This window comes from Pseudomonas sp. NPDC089406, assembly GCF_044900265.1.
In the GTDB taxonomy this organism is placed as follows: Bacteria; Pseudomonadota; Gammaproteobacteria; order Pseudomonadales; family Pseudomonadaceae; genus Aquipseudomonas; species Aquipseudomonas fakonensis.
Window position 1 is genome coordinate 37,057 of sequence record NZ_JBJDNC010000039.1, and the last position, 19,843, is coordinate 56,899.

Sequence of the window (19,843 nt, forward strand, 5' to 3'; positions counted from 1 at the left end):
ACAGGGCTGATCACTTGGCCATGACTGCCTTGAACAAGGCCGATTCCAGCCAGCCTTCCAGCCAGCTCCGCAACCGTGGATAAGCCGCCTCGGCGAACCATTGAGGTTCGACCCCGGCAAACTGGCGCATCAAGGGCAGCAAGGCGGCATCGGCCAGGCTCGGGTGGTCGGCCAGCAGGTAGCGCTTGCCTTCGAGCAGGCCCTCCAGTCGCGCCAGCCAGGCTTCGGCCTGGCTGCGGTAATACTCCCGCGAATGCTCGGGGTAACGCTCGGCGTACTTGTACAGGTTCACCTGCGCTTTGAAGGTGCTGTCGTTGTGCGCAATCAGCGCCTCGGCCTGCTCGGCCGCAGTCGGGTCGGCCGCCAGGCGCCAGTCCTGCGGGTCGTGCCGGGCCAGGGCCCAGCGCATGATGTCCAGGCTTTCCTCCAGCACCCCGTCACCGGTGTCGAGCACCGGCACCGTGCCCTTGGGCGACAGTGCCAGCAGCTCGGCGGGCTTTTGCTTCATGTGTACCTCCACCACCTGCACCGCGCAGCCGGCATAGCGCAGCGCCAGGCGCGCACGCATGGCCCACGGGCAGCGGCGGAACGAGTAGAGAATCACCCACACACCTCCACGTCGCTCAGGCCGTTGCCCTGGCGGCGCACCTGGATCTGCACCGGGATACGCTCGTGCATCTCCTGCACGTGGGAGATCACTGCCACTTTGCGGCCCTGGGCCTGCAGGCCGTCGAGGGCGTCCATGGCCAGTTGCAGCGACTCGGGGTCGAGGCTGCCGAAGCCCTCGTCGATGAACAGCGACTCGATGCGCAGGGTGCTGGAGGCCATCGATGCCAGGCCCAGGGCCAGGGCCAGCGACACCAGGAAGGTCTCGCCGCCGGACAGCGAGTGTACCGAACGCATTTCATCGCCCATCTCGGTATCCAGCACCAGCAGGCCCAGGGCACTGCCGCCGCGCTTGAGGCGGTAGCGTTTGGCCAGTTGGCGCAGTTGGCTGTTGGCGTGGTGCAGCAGCAGGTCGAGGTTGTAGCCCTGGGCGATCTTGCGGAACACATCGCCTGAGGCCGAGCCGATCAATGCGTTCAACCGCGCCCAGCGCTGCCACTGGCGGTAGGCCTGGTCGATCTGCTCGGCCAGGGCCTGGCTGGCGTGCTGGCGGCGCTGGTCTTCGGCCTGGCGGGCGCGCAGCTCGGCGCACTGGTGCTCCTGGGCGGCCAGTTGTTGCGCCAGGGTTTCGAGGCTTTGCTCCAGTTCTTCAGCCGGCAGCTCGCCGTGGGCCTGGGCACTGTGCTGTTGCAGGCGCTGTTCGCGTTCCTGCAGCAGCACCCGGCCTTGCTCGACGGCTTTTTCAGCGTGCTGCAACTGCTGGCGCAGCTCGCCCACCTGGGCGTCGTCGATGGCCAGCAGGCGATCGAGGCCGCTGTCATCCAGCTCGGGGTGCTCCGCGCGCCACTGGGCGATAGTGCCTTGCAGCTGTTGGTGTTCCTGCTCCAGTGCCTGCTGGCGCTGGTGGTTGGCTTTCAGCTCGCCGGCCAGTTGCACGCCCTGGGTGTGCATCGCCTGCAACTGCTGCGCCGTGTCAGCCTCGCGCTGACGGGCCTGTTCCAGCTGGGTGTCCATATGCTGTTGCCAGGCCTCGGCGCTGGCCTGCTCGCCGAGCAGTTCGGCGAGGCTGGCAGCCACCTGCTGGTGCTGCGCATCCAGCGTGGCGAGTTTTTGCTGCACCTGCTGCAAGGCTTGCTGGCGCGCCTGCTGTTGGTCGTGCAGCTTGTCCAGCTGCACCTGGCGGGCTTGCTGTTCTTGCTGCTCATCCTGGCGCTGGTCGAGCTGCTGGCGGCGCTGGGCGATCTGCTGGTCCAGGCCGAGGAAGGCGTTGGCCGGGTCGTCGCGCAGGGCCTGGAGGATCTCCCCGGGTAGCACGCTGGCCAGGTCGTTCAGGCCCTGTTCCAGTTGCTGCTGGTCAGCCGCCAGTGCCTGATGCTGCTGGTCGAGGTGGCGCTGGGCCTGCTGCTGGGCATCGCTGGCAGCCTGCAACTGCTGGGTCAGGCGTGCGGCGTCCTTTTGCAGGCCGAGCAGGGCGGCCTGGCGCTTCTCGTCGCGCTCGATCTCTTCGCCCAGGCGCCGTAGCTGGCCGTCGAGCCAACGGCTGCGGGCCTGATCGTCCTGAGGGGCGAGGGCTGGCCACAGGGCGTGGCCCTGCACCTGCGCGGTCTGCGCCTGCAACTGCTCGCCCAGCTGGGCCTGTTGCTGCTGGTAGTCCTTGAGCTGGGCATTGACCACGCCCAGCTGGGTGCGCAGCTCCACCAGGCTGGTGTTGAGCTGCTCCACCTGCTTTTGCGCGGCGTCTTCTTCGGCCTGGTCATGCCGGCCGAGGCTGTGCAGCAGCGCTTCGGGCTGGTGGAACGGGTGCTCGGCGCTGCCGCACACCGGGCAGGGTTCGCCATCGCGCAGTTGGGCGCGCAGTTCTTCAACGCTGGTGTTGCGTGCCAGGCGCTGGCGTTCGAGCAACTGGCGGGTTAGGGTCAGGGCCTGCTCGGCGGCTTGCAGTTCGGCCTTGGCCGCGGTGCCTTCGGTGATCAGTTGCTGGCGCTGCTGCATGGCCTGCTGCTGACGCTCGCGCAGGCTGTCGAGGCCTTGGCGCAGTTCCAGTTCGCGGCCGTGCAGGCGTGCCAGCTCCTCCACCGCCCGCTGTTGCTTGCGGTTGTCCTGCAGCATGCCGCCCAGCAGGTCGATCTGTTCGGCCAGGGCGCCGGGTTCGGCGCCGGCTTCGCGGAACAGCAACTCGAAGCTGTCGCGTTGCCCCTGCAGCTGGGCAGTGGCCTGGCTGGCCTGGGCTTGCAGCCCGGGCAGCTCTTCGCGGCCCTTGGCCAGGCGCCCGCCAATCAGCATCACTTGCTTGAGCTGCGGCAGGTAGGCCTGCCAGGCATCGGCCAGGCTGGCCAGGTGGCTGCTCTCGGCCAGGGCGCTGTCGATCTGGGCAAGCTGTTGCAGGCTGCGTTGCTGGTTGTCTTGCAGCTGTTGCAACTGCTGCTGGCCTTCGCTGACCTGCTGTTCGGCCTGCTGGCAGGCTTTGCGCAGTTCTGTCTGCTCGTTGTCCAGCCGCGCCAGGTCGCCCTGGGCGGCGAACGCCTGGCGCAGGTGCGGTGCGTTTTCGCTGTGCTGGCGTTGGCTGTCGGCCAACAGCCCACGTGCGGCGCCCAGTGCCTGCTCCTGTTCGGCGGTGCTGGTTTGCAGGGCATCCTGCTGAGTTTGCTGCTGGGTGATCTCATCGAGCAGCGGCGCCAGTTGCGCGGCCAATTGCTGCTGGCGATGGAACTGGTGGCGCTGCGGCGCCAGGCGTTCCAGGCGTTGCAGGTCGACACGCTGCTCGCCCAGTTGCTGCCACTGCTGTTCGGCGGCTTGCAGGGTTTGGCTGGCTTCGCCGTGCTGGGCCTGCAACTGGCGTTGCTCGTTCAGCCAGGTGCGCTGCTGCTCCAGCTGGCGCTGGCGCGCCTGATCGGCCTTGAACTGCTGCTGCGCCTGCTCCAGCTGTTGGTCCAGCTCGGCGCGGGCTTCGTCGGCCAGGGGCAGCAGGTGCTCGGCCTGTTTCTTCAGGTCGTTGTGCGCCTCGCCGGTTTCCCGGGCCTTGCTGAAGGCGCGCTGGCCGAGGCGGGTGTAAATGGCCGTGTTGGTGAGCTTTTCCAAAAGCTCGCTGCGTTCTTTGTCGTCGGCCTTGAGGAAGGCGCCGAACTCGCTCTGGGCTAGCATCACCGCGCGGGTGAACTGCTCGAAGTTCAGCCCCAGGCGCGCCTCGACCAGTTGCTTGTAGTCGTTCTTGCCGCTGGCCAGCAGTTGCTCGCTGTCCAGGTCGTAGAAGCTCTGGCGGCTGTGCTGCAGCTTGCCGTTGGCTTTTTCGCGGGCGCGGTTGGCCTCCCAGCGGGCGCGGTAGCGGCGCCCGTCGATGCCGACGAAGTCCACCTCGGCAAAACCGCTGCCGGTGCCGCGGCGCAGCAGGTTGCGCGGGTCGGAGGTGGGGATTTCGCCATCGGCGTCGGGCACCTTGGCTTCCCGGGCGATGTCGTTGAGCCGCGGCACGCTGCCGAACAGCGCCAGGCACAGGGCGTCGAGCAGGGTGCTCTTGCCGGCGCCTGTAGGCCCGGTGATGGCGAACAGGCCGGCGCTGGCCAGGGGCTCGGCGGTGAAGTCGATATCGATGGGGCCGGCCAGGGATGCCAGGTTCTTCAGGCGGATGGCGAGAATTTTCATGGCTGTTCCTCTTCCTGCAGCACGTCTTGCAGCAGCTCGGCGAAATCGGCCAGGGCCTGCTCGTCGGCGGCGCTGCCGTAGGCCTGTTGCCAGGCGCGGCCGAACAGGTCCTGCGGGGTCATCTGGGCGAGTTCGACAAAGGCTTGTTCGTCGTCTTCTTCACGGCGGCTGCCGGCGTATTCGGCGCTGATGCGCACCAGGCGCACAGCCTTGCCCTGCAACGCGGTTTCGATTTGCTGGCGCAGGTCTGGCTGGGGTTCATCCAGCAGCACGCGCACCTCCAGCCAGGGCTGGCGGTTGGGGTCTTCGAGCAGGTCGATCACCGGCAGGTCGGCAAGCTGTACGAGCAATTCGGCCAGCGGCGCCGGCCCGACCCGGCGCAGCGCCACCGCGCGCGGCACCAGGCGTGGCTCGACGCTGACCAGCTGGCTGCCCTCCAGCTCCACCTCCAGCACCTGGTGCGGGTAGTTGATTTCGGCGAACGACAGCGGGATCGGTGCGCCGCTGTAGCGGATGCGCTCCTCGCGGTTGACCTTCTGCGGCTTGTGCAAATGACCCAGGGCGACATAGCCGATGGCCTTGTCGAACAGCCGCGCCGGCAGCGCCTCGGCATTGCCGATGATCAGGCTGCGTTCGGAGTCTTCACTGATGCTGCCGCCGGCCATATGGGCGTGGCTGATGGCAACCAGCGCCTGGTCCTTCTTGCGCTTTTTCAGCGCCGCCTCGATCAGTTGCTGGTGCACCTGGGTGATGCCTTGCAGATAGTCGTCCCCCAGCGCCGGGCCGGTCACCTCTGCCGGGCGTAAAAAAGGCAGGGCCAGGCACCAGGCCTCGACCTTGCCGCGGGCATTGGTCAGCGGTATCAGCAAACGCTCGGCATCCAGCTGGCCTTCGTCGAGCCAGTGCACGCGGCCCAGGGCATGGGTGCGCAGGCGGCGCATCAGCGGCGCCGGCAGCTCGATGCGCGAGCCGGAGTCGTGGTTGCCGGCGATCATCACGATATCCAGCTTGGGCTGTTGCTCGTGGGCCTGGACGATGAAGTCGTACAGGCGCTCCTGGGCTTTGACCGGCGGGTTGACGGTGTCGAAGATGTCGCCGGCAATCAGCAGCGCATCGGGCTGGCGCAGGCGCAGCTGGCCGAGCAGCCAGTCGAAGAAGCAGGCGTGTTCGAAGTCGCGTTCCTGGCCGTGCAGGCTCTGGCCCAGGTGCCAGTCGGAGGTGTGAAACAGACGCATGGGTGACCTGTTGATGTCGAGTCGGGCGTGGCTTGAATGGGGGCTCGCAAGGGCGCGTATGGTAACCCAACCAGGGGCGCGCATGGGCTGTACAGCGGTTGGCTTGTTCGCGCTTGGCCCAAGTGATTAAATATTTGGAAACAAGGATGTTCCATGAAGCGCACGCCCAACCCGTCTCCCGCCCACGCCGCCCCGGATGCAATGGCCCGAGGCCGGTGTGTGGGCGATGGATGAGCGTGCCTTCGTCAATGCCTGCGGCGCCAGGGATGTGCGCGCCAAGCGCGGCTTTATCGAGAACCACCTGAAGGAACGAAAATGGTAGATGTTTCCCTGAGCAAGGTTGACCTGAGCGGTTACAAGCCGAAATGGCAGGAGCGCTTCGCGTTCTTCGAAAAGAACGGCGACCCTTTCAGCCCGGCTTTCAAAGCCGCGTTCAAGGCCTTGCCGGCCGGCAAGCGCATTCTGATCAACCTGAACTTCATCGCGTTCTTCTTCGGCCCGATCTACCTGTTCGTGCTGGGCCTGTGGAAGAAAAACCTGTCGCTGCTGGGCATCGCCATCCTGGTGGGTGTGGTGCTGGGCTTCTACGAGGGTTTCACCGGCCATGCGCTGCCACGGGCGATCGACACCGGTGTCAACGTCGCCTTGTGCGTGCTGTGGGGCATGACCGCCAACTACGCCTACTACCTCAAGGAAGTGAAGGGCCGCCAGGGCTGGAACCCGTTCGAGAAGTAAGCACCACTGTACTTGTGGGGCCGGCTTGCCGGCGATAAGGCCGTCAGCCCAGATGCACAGGCCGGGCCCATGTTTGCGGGCCCGGCCTCATTGCCGGCAAGCCGGTTCCTACACGGCGTAAAAGCACTGACCTTTATGTAGGAAGCAGGCTTCCGCCTGCTCAGAAACGTCTTACAACAGCACTTCGGTTGCCTTTGTTAGGTTCGGCCTTTGCCACGCCTGACGAGGACAACGGATGTTCAACTCCCCTGCGCAACGGCGCATTCACCTGCACGCCGAGGCCTTGCCCGTCGATGCCCAGGTGCTGGCCTTCAGCGGTAGCGAAGGCATCAGCCAGCTTTATCACTTCACCATCGAACTGGTCAGCGAACAGCCCGACCTGCCGCTGCAGCGCCTGCTCGGCCAGCCAGCCTACCTGGCCTTCGACAGCCACGGCGTACATGGCGTGCTCGCCGAGGTGCGCCAGGGCAAGGTTGGCCGGCGCCTGACCCACTACCACCTCACCCTGGCCCCGCAACTGCACCGCCTGGCCCTGCGCAGCAACCTGCGGATCTTCCAGCAGCGCAGCGTGGCGCAGATCGTCGGCCAGTTGCTCGACGAGCACGGCATCCTGGCCCCGGCCTGGGAATTTCGCCTCGAGCAACCCTACCCGCTGCGCGACTACTGCGTGCAGTACGGCGAGACCGACCTGGTGTTCATCGAGCGCCTGTGCCAGGAGGTGGGCATCCATTACCGCTTCGAGCACGCCCGCGATGGCCACCGGGTGGTGTTCAGCGACCATCAGATGCACTTCCCGGCCCTGGCCCGGCCGCTGGCGTTCGTACCGGCCAATGGCATGCACGCCGACGGCCCGGTGATCAGCGCGTTCGGTGCCAGGCTGTGCACGGCTGTCAGCCGGGTCGAGTTGCGCGACCATGACTTTCGCAAGGCCAGCGCCGAAGTCGCCTACCGCCGCTCGAGCGGCGAGGGTGCCGACCTGCTGGAGCACTACACCTACCCCGGCAACCTGCTGCAGACCCTCGACCAGGCCCGCGGCCGTTCGCTGGCGCAGCGTACCCTGGAGCGCTGGCGCAGCGACCACTACCAGGCCGAGGGCGAAAGCGACGAGCCGGGGCTGCTCAGCGGGCAGTTGTTGACCCTGGGCGATCACCCGCAGCGGGCCTGGAACCAGCAGTGGCTGGTGACCCGCGTGAAGCACTGGGGCCGCCAGCCGCAGGTGCTGGAAGAGCAGGCCAACGGCGGCGACGGTGACCAGTACGGCAATACCTTCGGCGCCATCCCGTGGGATGTGATCTTCCGCCCTGAACTGACCCACTTCAAGCCGCGTGTGCCGGGCAGCCAGGCCGCACGGGTGACCGGCCCCGAAGGTGAGGAGGTGTACTGCGATGCTTTCGGCCGGGTGAAGGTGCAGTTTCATTGGGACCGCGAGGGCACTGGCAACGAGCACAGCAGTTGCTGGTTGCGCGTGGCGTCGGGTTGGGCGGGTGCCGAACACGGCCTGTTGACCCTGCCGCGTGTGGGTATGGCGGTGCTGGTGAGTTTTCTCGACGACGACCCCGACCAGCCGGTGATCACCGGCTGCCTGCCCGACAGCCTGAACATGCCGCCCTACGCCTTGCCCGAGTACAAGGCGCGCAGCGTGCTGCGCAGCCGCAGCCTGGGTGGCAGCGGTGGCTACAACGAACTGTCCATGGACGACCGCGCCGGCCAGGAGCTTTTGTACCTGCGGGCCCAGCGCAACCTCGAACAGCGGGTGGAGCGGGACAGCCGCCTGCATGTCGGCCGCCACCACCACAGGCTGGTCAAAGGCGACCACCAGCTCACGGTGGAGGCCGAGGACCTGCGCACCGTAGGCGGGGCGCGCAAGGTGCTGCTGCGTGCCAGCGACCACCTGACGGTAGAGCAGGGCAGCCACACCCGTGTCGGCACGGTGCTGCTGCAGCACGCCGGGCAGCGGGTACAGGTGTCGGCCGATGGCGAGGTGTTGGTGCAGGGCGGCGCCAGCATCACCTTGCGGGTAGGCGGCGAATACCTGGTGGTCAACGCCGGTGGCATCTTCAGCAGCAGCCCGATCCAGCTGGGCGGTGCGCCCGCTGCGGACATGCAGGCCATGCCCCTGCTGCCTGGGGGCGAGGCGCAAGCGCCTGCACCGGCAGCCTTGCCGCTGGCACCGATGATGCTGGCCCTGTTGCGCGCCAGCAAGGCCGCCGACCAGAGCTTCTGCCCACTGTGCCAGGCCTGCGCCGAGGGGCTGTGCCCAGCCGAAGGAGGCCGGCCATGACGGCATTCGACCCGTGGCAATGGATGGCCAGCCAGCGTGCCCGCGGGCATGCCATCGTGGTGATGCTGGACGAAGACGCCCAGGCCCGGCGCGCGATGATGGGCGCGTTACCCAGCGAACGCTGGTGCGCGCTGTACGACGTCACCCCCGCTGCACAACTGGCCGCGCACGGCCCCCTGTGCCTGCTGGTGGATGCCAGCGAAATGCGCTTGCTGCAAGACGACCTCGGCGCCCCGCAGCGCCACTGGGGCTGGCTGGCCAGCCTGGCCCCCGGCAGTTGGCCCGCCTGGCTCGAGCATTGGCGCCAGCGCCTGATGGTCGGCCCGGTGCTGTACCGCCTGCATGACAACCGCGTGCTGGCCCGTGCCATCGCCGCGCTCAGCGCTGCCGAGCTGCCGGCCTACCTCGGCCCGAGCATCAGCCTGTGCTACTGGCAGGGCGAGGCCTGGGCCGTCACCGACAACCCCGCCCCCGGCGATTACCCGGTGCCCGTCGACCCCGCGTGGCTGCACGTGCCCGCACCGGATGAGGGCACAACGCTGCTGGCCAATGCCGACCGTTACCTGTGCCGCCATCACTACGACCGCTACCTGCTGCTCGCCGCACAGCGGGAGCCCGATGCCTGGCTGAGCGCGGTGCTGGAGCAAGCCCGCGCCTGGGATTGGCTGGCGCCGCAACGGTTCGAGCTGTTGTTGCTCCACAGCCTGTACGCGCCCGAGTTCAAGTTGGGCGGGGAATGGGCAGCGCAGCCCGGCGAGTCATCGCACTTGCACTTCGAACGGGTGAAACGGGAGTTCCAATTGAGCCTGACAGGGAGTTCGGTATGAAAAACAAGTGGCTGTGCGGTGTTGTGGGTATCGGTGCCTTGTTGCAATTGGGGTGCACCCAGCGCGAGCCCAATACCTTCACGTTCGTGGCAGAGATGCCGCCGGGGTTTGCCTATTGGGCCGGGATGAATTATGTGCCGGAGCCAGGTACTGAATGTGCGGTAACTGATTGGCGGCGGACGATGCCGGAGATCAATCGGGACTGGCAGACGGATTACAGTCCATCAGTTGAAATTGAAATTCGAACGGTGATCAAAGGCTGTCAGATGGTGTTGCGGCATATTGAGATTCATATATTCGCTAAATATGGCAAGCAGCGTCTGGACTTCAGTTATCGCGAAGCTAATGTGGGCGTTTACTATGAGTTGGATGAGAAACATAAGCGAACGTTTGACCGGAATGGCGAGAATGTAATTTATGGGGAATGTCAGTGGCTCTTCAGGACGATTGGGCCTAAACGTGTGCTGACAAAGTTAATAGAATGCAAGAAAGACAATGAGCGTGGTGAGAAAGGGAAAGGGTTGGTGTTTGGTGCGTATCTGGTTGAACAATTGCCGGGTAAAACAATAAGAATGAATATACGGCTGAACGAAGAAGATCGCCCTTATGTGAAAGATACATGGGTAAAGGTTGCTGGTGGTTGGAAACGCTGTTTAGGCGAAGGGATGGAAGATGGCTATGGTTTTTGCAGGGGTGATCAGACTAGCTTTAGTGAATTCCTAGGTGTAGATCACCAAGTGTGTACTATTTACCCAGGTTGCAAGGAGTAGGAAATGAAGAGTATTGGTATCTTCGAGGATGACCTGTTGCAATCATTTAGTAGGCGGGTTCTTACGTGCCCTACAAGAACAGAGGTGACGAGCTTTCAGTTAGTGGACGAATTTGGTGGTGGGGAGGCTTATGGTGGGTTGCAGTTTGAGGCGATTGATAGAGAGGGCGTGGTCTATCAGGGTGTTTTAGATGGGGTCGGTGTCGGTACTGTATCTCATTACAGTGGAGGATTGGTGTTGCTGCTTTCGGCAGCGTACGTTGGGGGTGTGAAGTTTTACAGTTATCTGAGCTCGAGAGCTGATTATCCGTTGAGGATAACGGAGCTTCAAGTACGCGCAGAAAATACATTTTTCGCTAACGCAGACGGGACACGAACACGATCAAACGAGGCCATGGCGGAAGGCGAGGAGTTCTATCAAGTCGAGGTTCGTGATCTGGTAGAGCACACCAGCCATCTTCCGCCCTCCGTAGCGCGACATTTTCCTCCTGATGAGCATGCGCGCAAACTGATGCGAGGGCATGGGCAGCATGGCGTGTGCCTGAAACCAAACCGCAAGACGGTACTGGAAGTTCGCCCCCTGCGTGCCCTGCGCCCGATACTCGCAAAAAGCCATGAGTTCAGCCTGCTGAACATGTACCAACTGTCGTTGCTGGCAACCTTGAGCTATGCCCCCTTCGGCCAGAGGCCAGATGAACACCCCATCACCAGTGGTTTGGTTACGTTCCCTGAAACACCCAGTTCAGGCGACTGGTTCGCCAGCAAGTTGAATAGGTTCGAAGAGACACGTGAACTGGATGCTGCATTGCCGGGCGCTTATTTGCCGCTGCTGGAGGAGGTCGCCTACTCCGCGCGGTGGGAGGTCGTACCGTTTGATCCTGATTTGTACCCGGAAAATGATCCGGCCTTGGGCAATGATCAGGAAAGCCCAGTGAGAGTGGACTTCCTGGATGACCGTGGGCAACGCAGGGCGACGGACACCCAGGCCTACGCGACCCACAGCGACGAGCATCTGCTGATCGCGATTCGAGGTACTAACGAAATTCCGGCAGATCTGATTCGTGACATCGACTTCGCCCAGGTGGAGTTCACCGAAGGAAAAGGCCGTGCGCACAAGGGATTTTACGAAGCAGCAGTCACCGCCTTTCGCTTCGCTGAACGCTATATCTCCAGATTTCACACAAACCAACAGGTAATCATCTGCGGCCACAGCCTCGGTGGCGCCATCGCCCTGCTGTTGTCGGAAATGATCCGCCGCAAGAGACCAGGCATCGACCTGCAGCTCTACACCTTCGGCGCCCCCCGGGCCGGCGATGCAACCTTCGTGCAGAGTGCTGCAAGCCTTACCCACCATCGCATCGTCTACAACAACGACCCGGCACCCAGCGTGCCGGCAACCTGGATGCACAAGCCCCTGGAGCTGACGCGGCAGAGCCTTGAGCAGTTCAAGGTGGATGCGATCCTGGGCACGCGCAAATCCCTCACCAGCCTGATTCTCGAACCTGGCCAGCCCTACGAGCACCATGGGCAGATGCGCCATTTCATGGTCTTGCCGCTGGTCGAAGGGCGCACCTCTGCGGTGCTGTGGACGCCGGGCTGCCAGAGCATCACCGAAGGGGAGGTGTGCGACCGCATGCTGCGGGCCAAGGACGGGTTGCCCGAACGCCGGGCGTTCGTCGACACCTTGTTCCTGTCTGCCGACCACCGGATGATCCGCTACATCCCCGGTTGCTGGGCGGCCTTGCGCCGTTACCAGGAGGCCTTGCGCGAGCGTACCGCGCCGGTGACCCGGCGTGAGCTCGAGCTGTTGACCGGGCTGATTCGCCCGCTGGAGCAGCAACTGGGTTACCGGCATGCCGCGCTCAGCCGTGCCGACCCGTACCGGCACGTTCAGCAGATCAGCCTGCAGATGCTCGAGGAGGAGATCGGGCGGCTGAAGGCCTTGCTCAGGCGCTTGCAGGACCTGGCCCATACTCAGGTTGATGCGACCATGCTCTACGGCGAGTTGGCCGGCACGCAACGGCTGGCCGAGGCGCTGGAGCGCTGGCATGCCCACCCCGAGAACAACCGCGCCGAGCAGTTGGCCATGGCGCCGCCCGAACTGGCGCCATCGTTGCCGGATATCAAGGTGGTGACCTTCGAGCAGATCATGGCCAGCCTGGATGACCCGTTCGGGTTGATTTGAGGGGGAGCCGCTATCGGCAAGCCAGGCATGATCACTGTAGGAGCCGGCTTGCCGGCGATAGGGCCGTGAGCCCAGATGCACAAGCCGGCCGACGTTTGCAGGCCCGGCCTCATCGCCGGCAAGCCGGCTCCTACAGGATCGCGCGCAGCCTGGGTCCAGCGCGGTACCTGTGGGAGCGGCTTCAGCCGCGAAGCAGACGCCGCGCTAGATGGCACCGGCTTCGCCGGTGTTCGCGGCTGAAGCCGCTCCCACAGAATCTTCGTTAAATCAACGAGTTGTGATTTGCTCCATAGGAGCCGGCGTAGCGGTTGCCGGGTTACTTGGGATACAGCGGCGGCAAGTTGCCCGACTCACCGCCAGGGGCCAGCAACTGCTCGGCTGGCGGGATCGCCCCGATCGCCCGCCACAGCTCGTCACCATGCCAGTACTGGCCACCCTCGCTGTACAACGCCCCGTTCAACCCATCCAGCGCATCCGACAGCGGCACGAAGCGCGCGGCCATTTCGGCCAGGGTTTCCGGTTGCTGGCGCGCCCAGGCGTCCAGCGCCTGGCGGGTGGCCTGGGGGTCGTTGGCCTGGCACGCGCGCTTGAGGTCGTCCAGCAGCGTGCGCGGGCTCGGGCCGCTTTGCGCGGCGCGCAGCACCGCCGGTTGCGAACGGGCGCGCCACCACAGGGCGAAGCCGAGCACGGTGGTCAGGGCAAACACCAGGGTCGCCAGTTGCCAGGGCCACAGTGGCCGTTGCCCGGCGTTGCTGTCGCCTACTGGCGTGTCGGCGCTCAGGGCCGGGTTGTCCTGTACGTTCAGGGTGCGGGCCGGCAAGCTGCTTTGCTCCAGGTGGTCTTCGAGGGTGTTCCACCAGGTGACTTCCAGCGCCGGCAACGCCAGTTCGCCGCTGTGGGTGGGCACCAGGGCCTCGCGCTCTTCGCGGTTGGCGACCATGCCGCGCTCGCTGATTTCGTTGCGCAGCAACGGCTGGTCGGGGTAGCGGCGCAGGCCCGTGGCCTCGGTGGCCGGCAGCGGCGGCAACTGGGTGCTCGACAGGCCTTCGGCGCGCAGGGTCACGTTGCGGGTCAGCGAGTCGCCGATCTGCGTGGGCTGGCTGGCCGGGTCGGGGTTCCAGTGTTCTTCCAGGCTGAGGCTGCGGGCCGGCAGCCAGGGGCGGCCCTTGGGGTAGCTGGCCGGGATCGGTTTGACCGTAAGCTGCAGTGGCAAGGAGCTGACCTGTACCTGACGCCCGACCCGCGGGGTGCCTGCGGGTTGTTCGCCGTTGTCGGCGGCGGTGGCGGTAAAGTTCAGCGGCGGGATTTGCAGCTGGCCGCTTTGTTGCGGGTAGAGCGCGTAGCGGGTTTCGATGACCCCGTGGCGCACGCCGTTGATGTCCTTTTCATAGGTGCGCGACTCGCCCAGCGGGTCGACCTTGGCGTTTTCCAGTTGCAGCGGGCTGAGGTTGCTGTCGTCGTACAGCGCCACCGAGTGGTAGATGCGCAGGGTCAGCACGGCCTGGGCCTGCACGTACACCTCGGAGCTGTCGAGGGTGGCTTCGACGAACACCTGGGAGGCGATGTCGGGGCGCTGGCTGTCGGCCTGCTGCACCTGCAGGTCGATGGCCTGGCTGCGCGCGCGGCCCAGTTGCAGCTCGGGAATGCGCAAGCTGCCGCTGCGCCGCGGCAGCAGGGTGATGATCCAGCGGGTGCTGGCGCGGGTTTCGCCGTCGAGGCTGTGCAGGCTGTTGAGCTGGCGCGTGCCGCGCACCTCGAAGTCGCCCTCCAGCGCGCTCAGGTCGGGCTTGCCGAATTGGGTGACGTCCTGGCTTTCGAGGGTCAGCTCGAGGGTTTCACCTGCCTCCAGGCGGCTGCGGTCGACACTGGCTTGCAGGGTCGGCTCGGCCAGGGCCGCAAGGCTCCACAGCAGGCCAAGTACAAAGACGCCGAAGCGACTCATCGTGGGGTTTCCTGATGCAATTGCTGTTCATACCAGAATTTGCGGCGCAGCAGCTCGGCGGGGTTGTCGGGGATTTCCCGCAACCACTGCTCCAGGGCCTGGCGCTGTTCGGCGTCGAGGCTGGTGGAGACCGGCCGCTGCGGCGGCTGGGTGACTGTATCGTCGTCGCCACCGGCAGTGCCCGGTGGTGCCTGGGTGTTGCTCGAGGCCTCGGTGGAGGCCTGGGCTTGTGCCTGGTCATCGTTGCCCGGGGTGCCTTCGGCCTGGCTGCTGGCCGAGCTGCTGTTGCCTTCGGTCTGCTTGCCGGGGCTGCCCTGGGCATCGTCGTTGCCTGGCTGCTGTTCGGCCTTGGCGTCGCGCTGCTGCAACAACTGCTGCACCAGAGCCTGGTTGTCCAGCGCGGCCTTGAGGTCGGGCTGGCGCTCCAGGGCCTGCTCGTAGGCGTCCAGCGCGGCTTCCAGCTCACCGGCGCGGGCCAGGGCGTTGCCTCGATTGTAGTGGGCGGCGGCGTCGTTGCCCTGGGCAAACGCGGCGGCTGCACCTTCGAAGTCACCGGCCTGGTACAGCGCCATGCCGCGCCATTGCGGGTCTTCGAAGTGCCGCGCGGCCGCGGCCGGCTGCTGGCGCTGCAACAGCTGCTGGCCTTGCTGGTCGGGGCGCAGCCACAGGTCGTTGAAGCCGAAAGCGTAGCTTTGTTGCGGCAAGGCCAGCAGCAGCGGCAGGCAGAACAGCCAGCCGCGCCGCCCGGCACAGGCAGCCAGCAGCAGTAACGGCAGCAGCAGCCAGTAGCCTTGGTCGGCCCAGCTGTCCAGTTGCACGGTCTGGCCGTCGTCGCGCAGCAGGCGCGGGTTGTCGAATAGCCCCAGGCCGCGCAGGTCGAGGTCGTCGATGCGGGCGTGGCGGTAGCGCCCGCCGGTACCGCTGACGAAGGCCTTGAGTGCGGCGCTGTCCAGGCGCGGCAGAAGGATGGCGCCGTGCTCGTCCTTGAGGTATTCGCCGCTGGCCTGGCGCACCGGTGCGCCTTCGCCGCTGCCGATGCCCAGCATCAACAGGCTCGGGCCCTGGCGGCCGAGTGCCTTGACGATGCCGTCACGCTCCTGCTCGCTCAGCGACGAGCCGATCAACAGCAGCCGGCCCTGGCCCAGACCGCTTTGGGCCAGCAGCGCCAGGCCTTTTTGCACGGCAAGGTCGGCGCGCTGGCCGGGCTGCGGCATGATCGACGGGTCGACGGCCTCCAGCAGGTTGCGGGTGGTGCTCAAATCGTCCGACAGCGGCACCAGGGTGTGGGCACTGCCGGCATAGACGATCAGCGCGGTCTGGCTGTCGCTGCGGTGTTCGAGCAGGTCGAGGACCTTGCGCCGGGCCTGCTCCAGGCGGTTGGGGGCGCTGTCTTCGGCGAGCATCTGCGGGGTCAGCTCGAGCAGGATCACCAGCGGGTCGGCGGGGCGCTGGCGGGTTTCTTCCAGGCGCTGCCAGCTGGGGCCGAGCAGGGCCAGCACCACCAGCAGCCAGGCCAGGCCCAGGGCCACCCAGGGCAGCTTGCTGGTGCTGCCGCTGCCGCCACCCAGCAGCACGGCATGGAAGGGCTGGGGCAGAATCAGCTGCCAGCGCCCGGCGCGCTTGCGCCGGTGCCAGAGCTTGAACAGCAGCCAGCCGAGCAGCGGTATCACCAGCAGCCAGAGCGGGCGCAGCCATTGTGGCCAGAGGTCGATCATCGCCGCTTCCTCAGGCGCAGGCGCTTGAGGCGCTGGCGCCATTCCGGGTGGGGCTGCAGAAAGCGCGGCTTGCGCAGCAGGCGTTGCAGCAGGTTGTCCGGCCATTGCACGGCCACCACCAGCAGCACGCTGAGCAGCAGCGCCAGGGCCAGCGGCCAGGCATACAACTCTTTGGCGGTGCGCGCCTGGGTGGGTTGCTGGGCCACCGGCTCCAACTGGTCGAGGGTATCGCCGATGGCGTTGAGCTCGGCGCCGTCATGGGCGCGGAAGTAGGCGCCATGGGTGATGTCGGCGATCTCCTTGAGCGAGGCTTCGTCCAGGTCCAGGCTCGGGTTCAGCCCGAGCAGGCCCGGGGTGCCGCTGGCCTCGGGGTTGGCGCCGATGCCGATGGCGTAGATGCGCACGCCTTCCTGTGCGGCCAGGCGGGCGGCGGTCAGCGGGTGGATCTGCCCGCCGTTGTTGGCGCCGTCGGTGATCAGGATCAGCACCCGGCTTTGTGCCGGGCGCTGGCGCAGGCGCTTGACGGCAAGGCCGATGGCATCACCGATGGCGGTGTTCTTGCCGGCGATGCCGATCTGCGCCTCGTCGAGGAAGGTGCGCACGGTACGCCGATCGAAGGTCAGCGGGGCTTGCAAGTAAGCCTGGCTGCCGAACAGGATCAGGCCGACGCGGTCGCCCTGGCGGTCCTGTAGAAAGTCGCCCATCAGCGCCTTGACCAGGTCCAGGCGGCTGATTTCGTCGTTTTGCCATTGCATGTCGGGGAAGTCCATGGAGCCGGACACATCCACCGCCACCAACAGGTCGCGCCCGCTGGCCGACACCGGTACCGGGTCGCCCAGCCACTGCGGGCGGGCCGCGGCCAGCAACAGCAGCAGCCAGATCAGCACGAACGGCGCCTGCTGGCGCCAGGTTGGCAGGTTCAGCCGTGCGCGGCGCCCAGCCAGGCCTTCGAGCTCGTCAAGAAAGCCCACCTTGAGCACCGGCTCGCCGCTGTCGGCGGCAGGCAGCAGCAGGCGCGCCAGCCAGGGCAGCGGCGCCAGGGCGAACAACCAGGGCCAGGCCAGTTCAAACATGTTTGCGAATCCAGGTTTCCACCGCCTGGGCGAGCCCGACGATGGCTTTGTCGTCGAGTTTGCACTCGGGCTTGTAGGCGCCTTCGACCAGTACCATCCAGCGGGTCAGGCCGGCGGCCGGGCAGCGGTTGTCGAGAAACGCCAGCCACTGGCGGCCGTTGAGAGTATGGCTGTTGGCCCCGGGGTAGTGGTTGCGGCACAGGCGCTTGAGCAGGGCGTTGATTTGCTGCAGCCAGGCCCCGGCCGGGGCGCCGTCGTAGGGGCGCGGCAGGCGGGCGAGTTCGGCCAGGGCTTCGATGCGCACCGGGTCCAGGGGAAGTTCGGCGCGTACCACCTTGCGCTTGCCCGGGCGCCATTTGCGCAGGCGCCAGCCGGCGTAGCCGAGCAGTGGCAGCAGGGCGAGCAGCAGCCACCAGCCCGGGGCCGGCGGCCACAGGCCGATGGCCGGCGGGGCGATCAGCGGCTGCAGCTGGTCGAGCGGGTTCATTGGCCGCTCCGTGGCCGCTGGGCGTTCAGGTATTCGCGCAGTTGCTCGATCATTTCGCTTTGGGTGCTCAGCGGCATCAGCACCACGCGCAGTTTCTGCGCCAGCAGTTCCCAGCGCTCGATGCGCGCCTCGGCCTGTTCGCGGTAGGCCTGGCGCAGGCTGGCGTCGAGGGTGTCGAGCTCCAGTTGTGCGCCGCGCTGGGCGAAGCGCAGCAGGCCGGCGGCGGGCAGGGCGTGGTCGAGGGGGTCGCTGACTGGCAGCAGCAGCACGTCGCAGTGGCGCGATAGCATGGCCAGGTGCTGCTCGACGCTGGCGCTGAGCGCACGTTCGTCGCAGATGACAATGGCCAGGCTGCCGGGGCGCAGCACCTCACGCGCACGGCGCAGGGCAAGGCCCAGGCTGTCAGGTTGCGGTGTGGCCTCGGTGTGCAGGGCCTGGTTGATCCGCGCCAGGCGGTTGAGCAGTTGCAGCAGGCTCTGCTTGCTGCGCCGGGGCTTGATTTCGTGGTTTTCGTTGTCGCCGAACACCAGCCCGCCGATGCGGTCGTTGTGGCCCAGCGCCGCCCAGCCGAACAGCGCTGCGGCCTGGGCCGCCAGCACCGACTTGAACATCAGCCCCGAGCCGAAGAACAATCGCTGGCTCTGCTCGACCATGATGAAGATCGGCCGCTCGCGTTCTTCGTGGAACAGCTTGGTGTGGGGCTCCTGGGTACGCGCGGTGACGCGCCAGTCGATGTTACGCACATCATCACCAGCCTGGTACACGCGCACCTGGTCGAAGTCGACGCCGCGCCCGCGCAGCTTGGAGTGGTGCAAGCCCACCAGCGGGCTGCGCTGGCCGGGCCGCGAGAACAGCTGGATTTCGCGCACGCGGTGGCGCATGTCGATCAGTTCGGACAGGCCTATGCGGATGCCGGGCTCGGCCAGCTGCGAGGTGGGCATGGGGTCAGGCCACGGCGACCACGTCGAGGATGCGCTGCACCACGCGGTCCTGGTCGACCCCGGCGGCCTCGGCCTCGAACGAGAGGATGACGCGGTGGCGCAGCACGTCGAACAGCACCGCCTGGATATCCTCGGGGCTGACGAAGTCGCGCCCGGCCAGCCAGGCGTGGGCCCGGGCGCAGCGGTCGAGGGCGATCGAGCCGCGCGGGCTTGCGCCGTAGGCGATCCAGTCGGCCAGCTCGCTGTCGAACTTGGCCGGGGTGCGGGTGGCCATCACCAGTTGCACCAGGTATTCCTCCACCGCATCGGCCATGTACAGGCCGAGGATTTCCTTGCGCGCGGCGAAGATCGCCTGCTGGCTGACCCGCCGCTCGGGCTTGACCTCGCCGCCCAGCGCCTCGCCGCGGGCCTGGAGCAGGATGCGCCGCTCGACCGCGGCATCGGGGAAGCCGATTTTCACGTGCATCAGAAAGCGGTCGAGCTGGGCTTCGGGCAGCGGGTAGGTGCCTTCCTGCTCGATGGGGTTTTGCGTGGCCATCACCAGAAACAGCGGCGACAGCTCGTAGGTGCTGCGTCCGACGCTGACCTGGCGCTCGGCCATGGCTTCGAGCAGCGCCGACTGCACCTTGGCCGGTGCGCGGTTGATTTCGTCGGCCAGCACCAGGTTGTGGAAGATCGGCCCTTGCTGGAACACGAAGCTGCCGGTTTCGGGGCGGTAGATTTCGGTGCCGGTGATGTCGGCCGGCAGCAGGTCGGGGGTGAACTGGATGCGGTGGAACTGCGCCTCGATGCCTTCGGCCAGCTCTTTGATGGCCTTGGTCTTGGCCAGGCCCGGCGCGCCCTCCACCAGCATGTGGCCGTCGGCCAGCAGCACGATCAGCAGGCGCTCGACCAGTTTTTCCTGGCCGAGAATCTGGGAGGAGAGAAAGGTGCGCAGCGCGATCAGCGCTTCACGATGTTCCATCGTCGACGGTTCCTGGGGATGGGCCTGGGCGCGCGGGGGCGGTTGCCGGGCAGAGGGCTGATACTTTAATCCATCCGGGGGGGTGGCGACCAATGGCGCTGGGTAAATATCGCGAAAAGGACGGGGTATAGGGCTAAAGGCTGCGGCTTGCGCTGATGCAGCCTTTGTGTACCTGCTGGTCGTTCAGCTCGTTTGATTTGGTTTGGTTTGGTTTGGTTTTGGAATTTTTATGCGCATTCATTTGCTGTATTGACGCTTATTCACCTTTCCGCCCTGACGGCGGCTTACTTTTTGAAGCATCAAAAAGTAAGCAAAAAATGCTCGCTCCATTCATCCGGCCCCTGCGCTGCGCTCCGGGGTACCCTCACTCCGGGCTTGCTCCGGGGGTACGCGCCGACGGGCCGTCCCTGGCCCGATCGGCGCTCGACCGGCATCCATGCCGGT

At 66.1% G+C, this 19,843-nt stretch carries 15 protein-coding genes; 6 read left to right on the forward strand and 9 right to left on the reverse strand.

Features of this window, described 5'->3' with window-relative positions; translation table 11 throughout:
- Window positions 1-10: 10 nt before the first annotated feature.
- From ACI2KK_RS23190 to ACI2KK_RS23200, 3 genes are read right to left on the reverse strand one after another with little or no spacing between them, the layout of a single operon-like run.
- Window positions 11-604, reverse strand: coding sequence for a glutathione S-transferase (locus ACI2KK_RS23190; protein WP_404670775.1), 594 nt, complete (start codon window positions 602-604; stop codon window positions 11-13).
- Window positions 601-4,245, reverse strand: a complete 3,645-nt coding sequence (locus ACI2KK_RS23195; protein ID WP_404670776.1) for an AAA family ATPase — start codon at window positions 4,243-4,245, stop codon at window positions 601-603. The genes ACI2KK_RS23190 and ACI2KK_RS23195 overlap by 4 nt, the downstream gene beginning before the upstream one ends.
- A complete protein-coding gene (locus ACI2KK_RS23200; RefSeq protein WP_404670777.1) occupies window positions 4,242-5,480 on the reverse strand; it encodes an exonuclease SbcCD subunit D C-terminal domain-containing protein in 1,239 nt (412 codons plus the stop codon). The genes ACI2KK_RS23195 and ACI2KK_RS23200 overlap by 4 nt, the downstream gene beginning before the upstream one ends.
- A gap of 196 nt (window positions 5,481-5,676) precedes the next feature.
- Between ACI2KK_RS23200 and ACI2KK_RS23205 the strand changes: the two genes are divergently transcribed.
- From ACI2KK_RS23205 to ACI2KK_RS23230, 6 genes are all read left to right on the forward strand, one after another.
- On the forward strand, window positions 5,677-5,802 hold the full coding sequence (locus tag ACI2KK_RS23205) for a hypothetical protein (protein WP_404670778.1): 126 nt from the start codon (window positions 5,677-5,679) through the stop codon (window positions 5,800-5,802).
- A complete protein-coding gene (locus tag ACI2KK_RS23210) occupies window positions 5,796-6,215 on the forward strand; it encodes a DUF2628 domain-containing protein (protein ID WP_404670779.1) in 420 nt (139 codons plus the stop codon). The genes ACI2KK_RS23205 and ACI2KK_RS23210 overlap by 7 nt, the downstream gene beginning before the upstream one ends.
- Before the next feature lie 235 nt (window positions 6,216-6,450).
- On the forward strand, window positions 6,451-8,496 hold the full coding sequence (gene tssI, locus ACI2KK_RS23215) for a type VI secretion system tip protein TssI/VgrG (RefSeq protein WP_404670780.1): 2,046 nt from the start codon (window positions 6,451-6,453) through the stop codon (window positions 8,494-8,496).
- A complete protein-coding gene (locus ACI2KK_RS23220) occupies window positions 8,493-9,323 on the forward strand; it encodes a DUF4123 domain-containing protein (RefSeq protein WP_404670781.1) in 831 nt (276 codons plus the stop codon). The genes tssI and ACI2KK_RS23220 overlap by 4 nt, the downstream gene beginning before the upstream one ends.
- The gene (locus tag ACI2KK_RS23225) at window positions 9,320-10,093 is read left to right on the forward strand and encodes a hypothetical protein (protein WP_404670782.1); all 774 of its coding nucleotides are present in this window, start codon (window positions 9,320-9,322) and stop codon (window positions 10,091-10,093) included. Before ACI2KK_RS23220 ends, ACI2KK_RS23225 begins: the two co-directional genes overlap by 4 nt.
- A 3-nt stretch (window positions 10,094-10,096) precedes the next feature.
- Window positions 10,097-12,277, forward strand: coding sequence for a lipase family protein (locus tag ACI2KK_RS23230; RefSeq protein WP_404670783.1), 2,181 nt, complete (start codon window positions 10,097-10,099; stop codon window positions 12,275-12,277).
- A 316-nt stretch (window positions 12,278-12,593) separates the two neighbouring features.
- On the opposite strand, the gene ACI2KK_RS23235 is transcribed toward ACI2KK_RS23230, so the two are convergent.
- From ACI2KK_RS23235 to ACI2KK_RS23260, 6 genes are read right to left on the reverse strand one after another with little or no spacing between them, the layout of a single operon-like run.
- Window positions 12,594-14,219, reverse strand: a complete 1,626-nt coding sequence (locus ACI2KK_RS23235) for a BatD family protein (protein ID WP_404670784.1) — start codon at window positions 14,217-14,219, stop codon at window positions 12,594-12,596.
- Window positions 14,216-15,934: a tetratricopeptide repeat protein gene (locus tag ACI2KK_RS23240; protein WP_404670785.1), complete on the reverse strand. Its 1,719-nt coding sequence runs from the start codon at window positions 15,932-15,934 to the stop codon at window positions 14,216-14,218. Before ACI2KK_RS23240 ends, ACI2KK_RS23235 begins: the two co-directional genes overlap by 4 nt.
- Entirely contained in the window at window positions 15,931-17,007 is a 1,077-nt protein-coding gene (locus ACI2KK_RS23245; protein ID WP_404670786.1) for a vWA domain-containing protein, read from the reverse strand. The genes ACI2KK_RS23240 and ACI2KK_RS23245 overlap by 4 nt, the downstream gene beginning before the upstream one ends.
- Window positions 17,000-17,494, reverse strand: coding sequence for a DUF4381 domain-containing protein (locus ACI2KK_RS23250; RefSeq protein ID WP_217842500.1), 495 nt, complete (start codon window positions 17,492-17,494; stop codon window positions 17,000-17,002). The genes ACI2KK_RS23245 and ACI2KK_RS23250 overlap by 8 nt, the downstream gene beginning before the upstream one ends.
- On the reverse strand, window positions 17,491-18,435 hold the full coding sequence (locus tag ACI2KK_RS23255; protein WP_217842501.1) for a DUF58 domain-containing protein: 945 nt from the start codon (window positions 18,433-18,435) through the stop codon (window positions 17,491-17,493). Before ACI2KK_RS23255 ends, ACI2KK_RS23250 begins: the two co-directional genes overlap by 4 nt.
- A 4-nt stretch (window positions 18,436-18,439) precedes the next feature.
- Window positions 18,440-19,399 (reverse strand): MoxR family ATPase, encoded by a 960-nt coding sequence (locus tag ACI2KK_RS23260; RefSeq protein ID WP_134693940.1) that lies wholly within the window; start codon window positions 19,397-19,399, stop codon window positions 18,440-18,442.
- Window positions 19,400-19,843 lie beyond the last annotated feature (444 nt).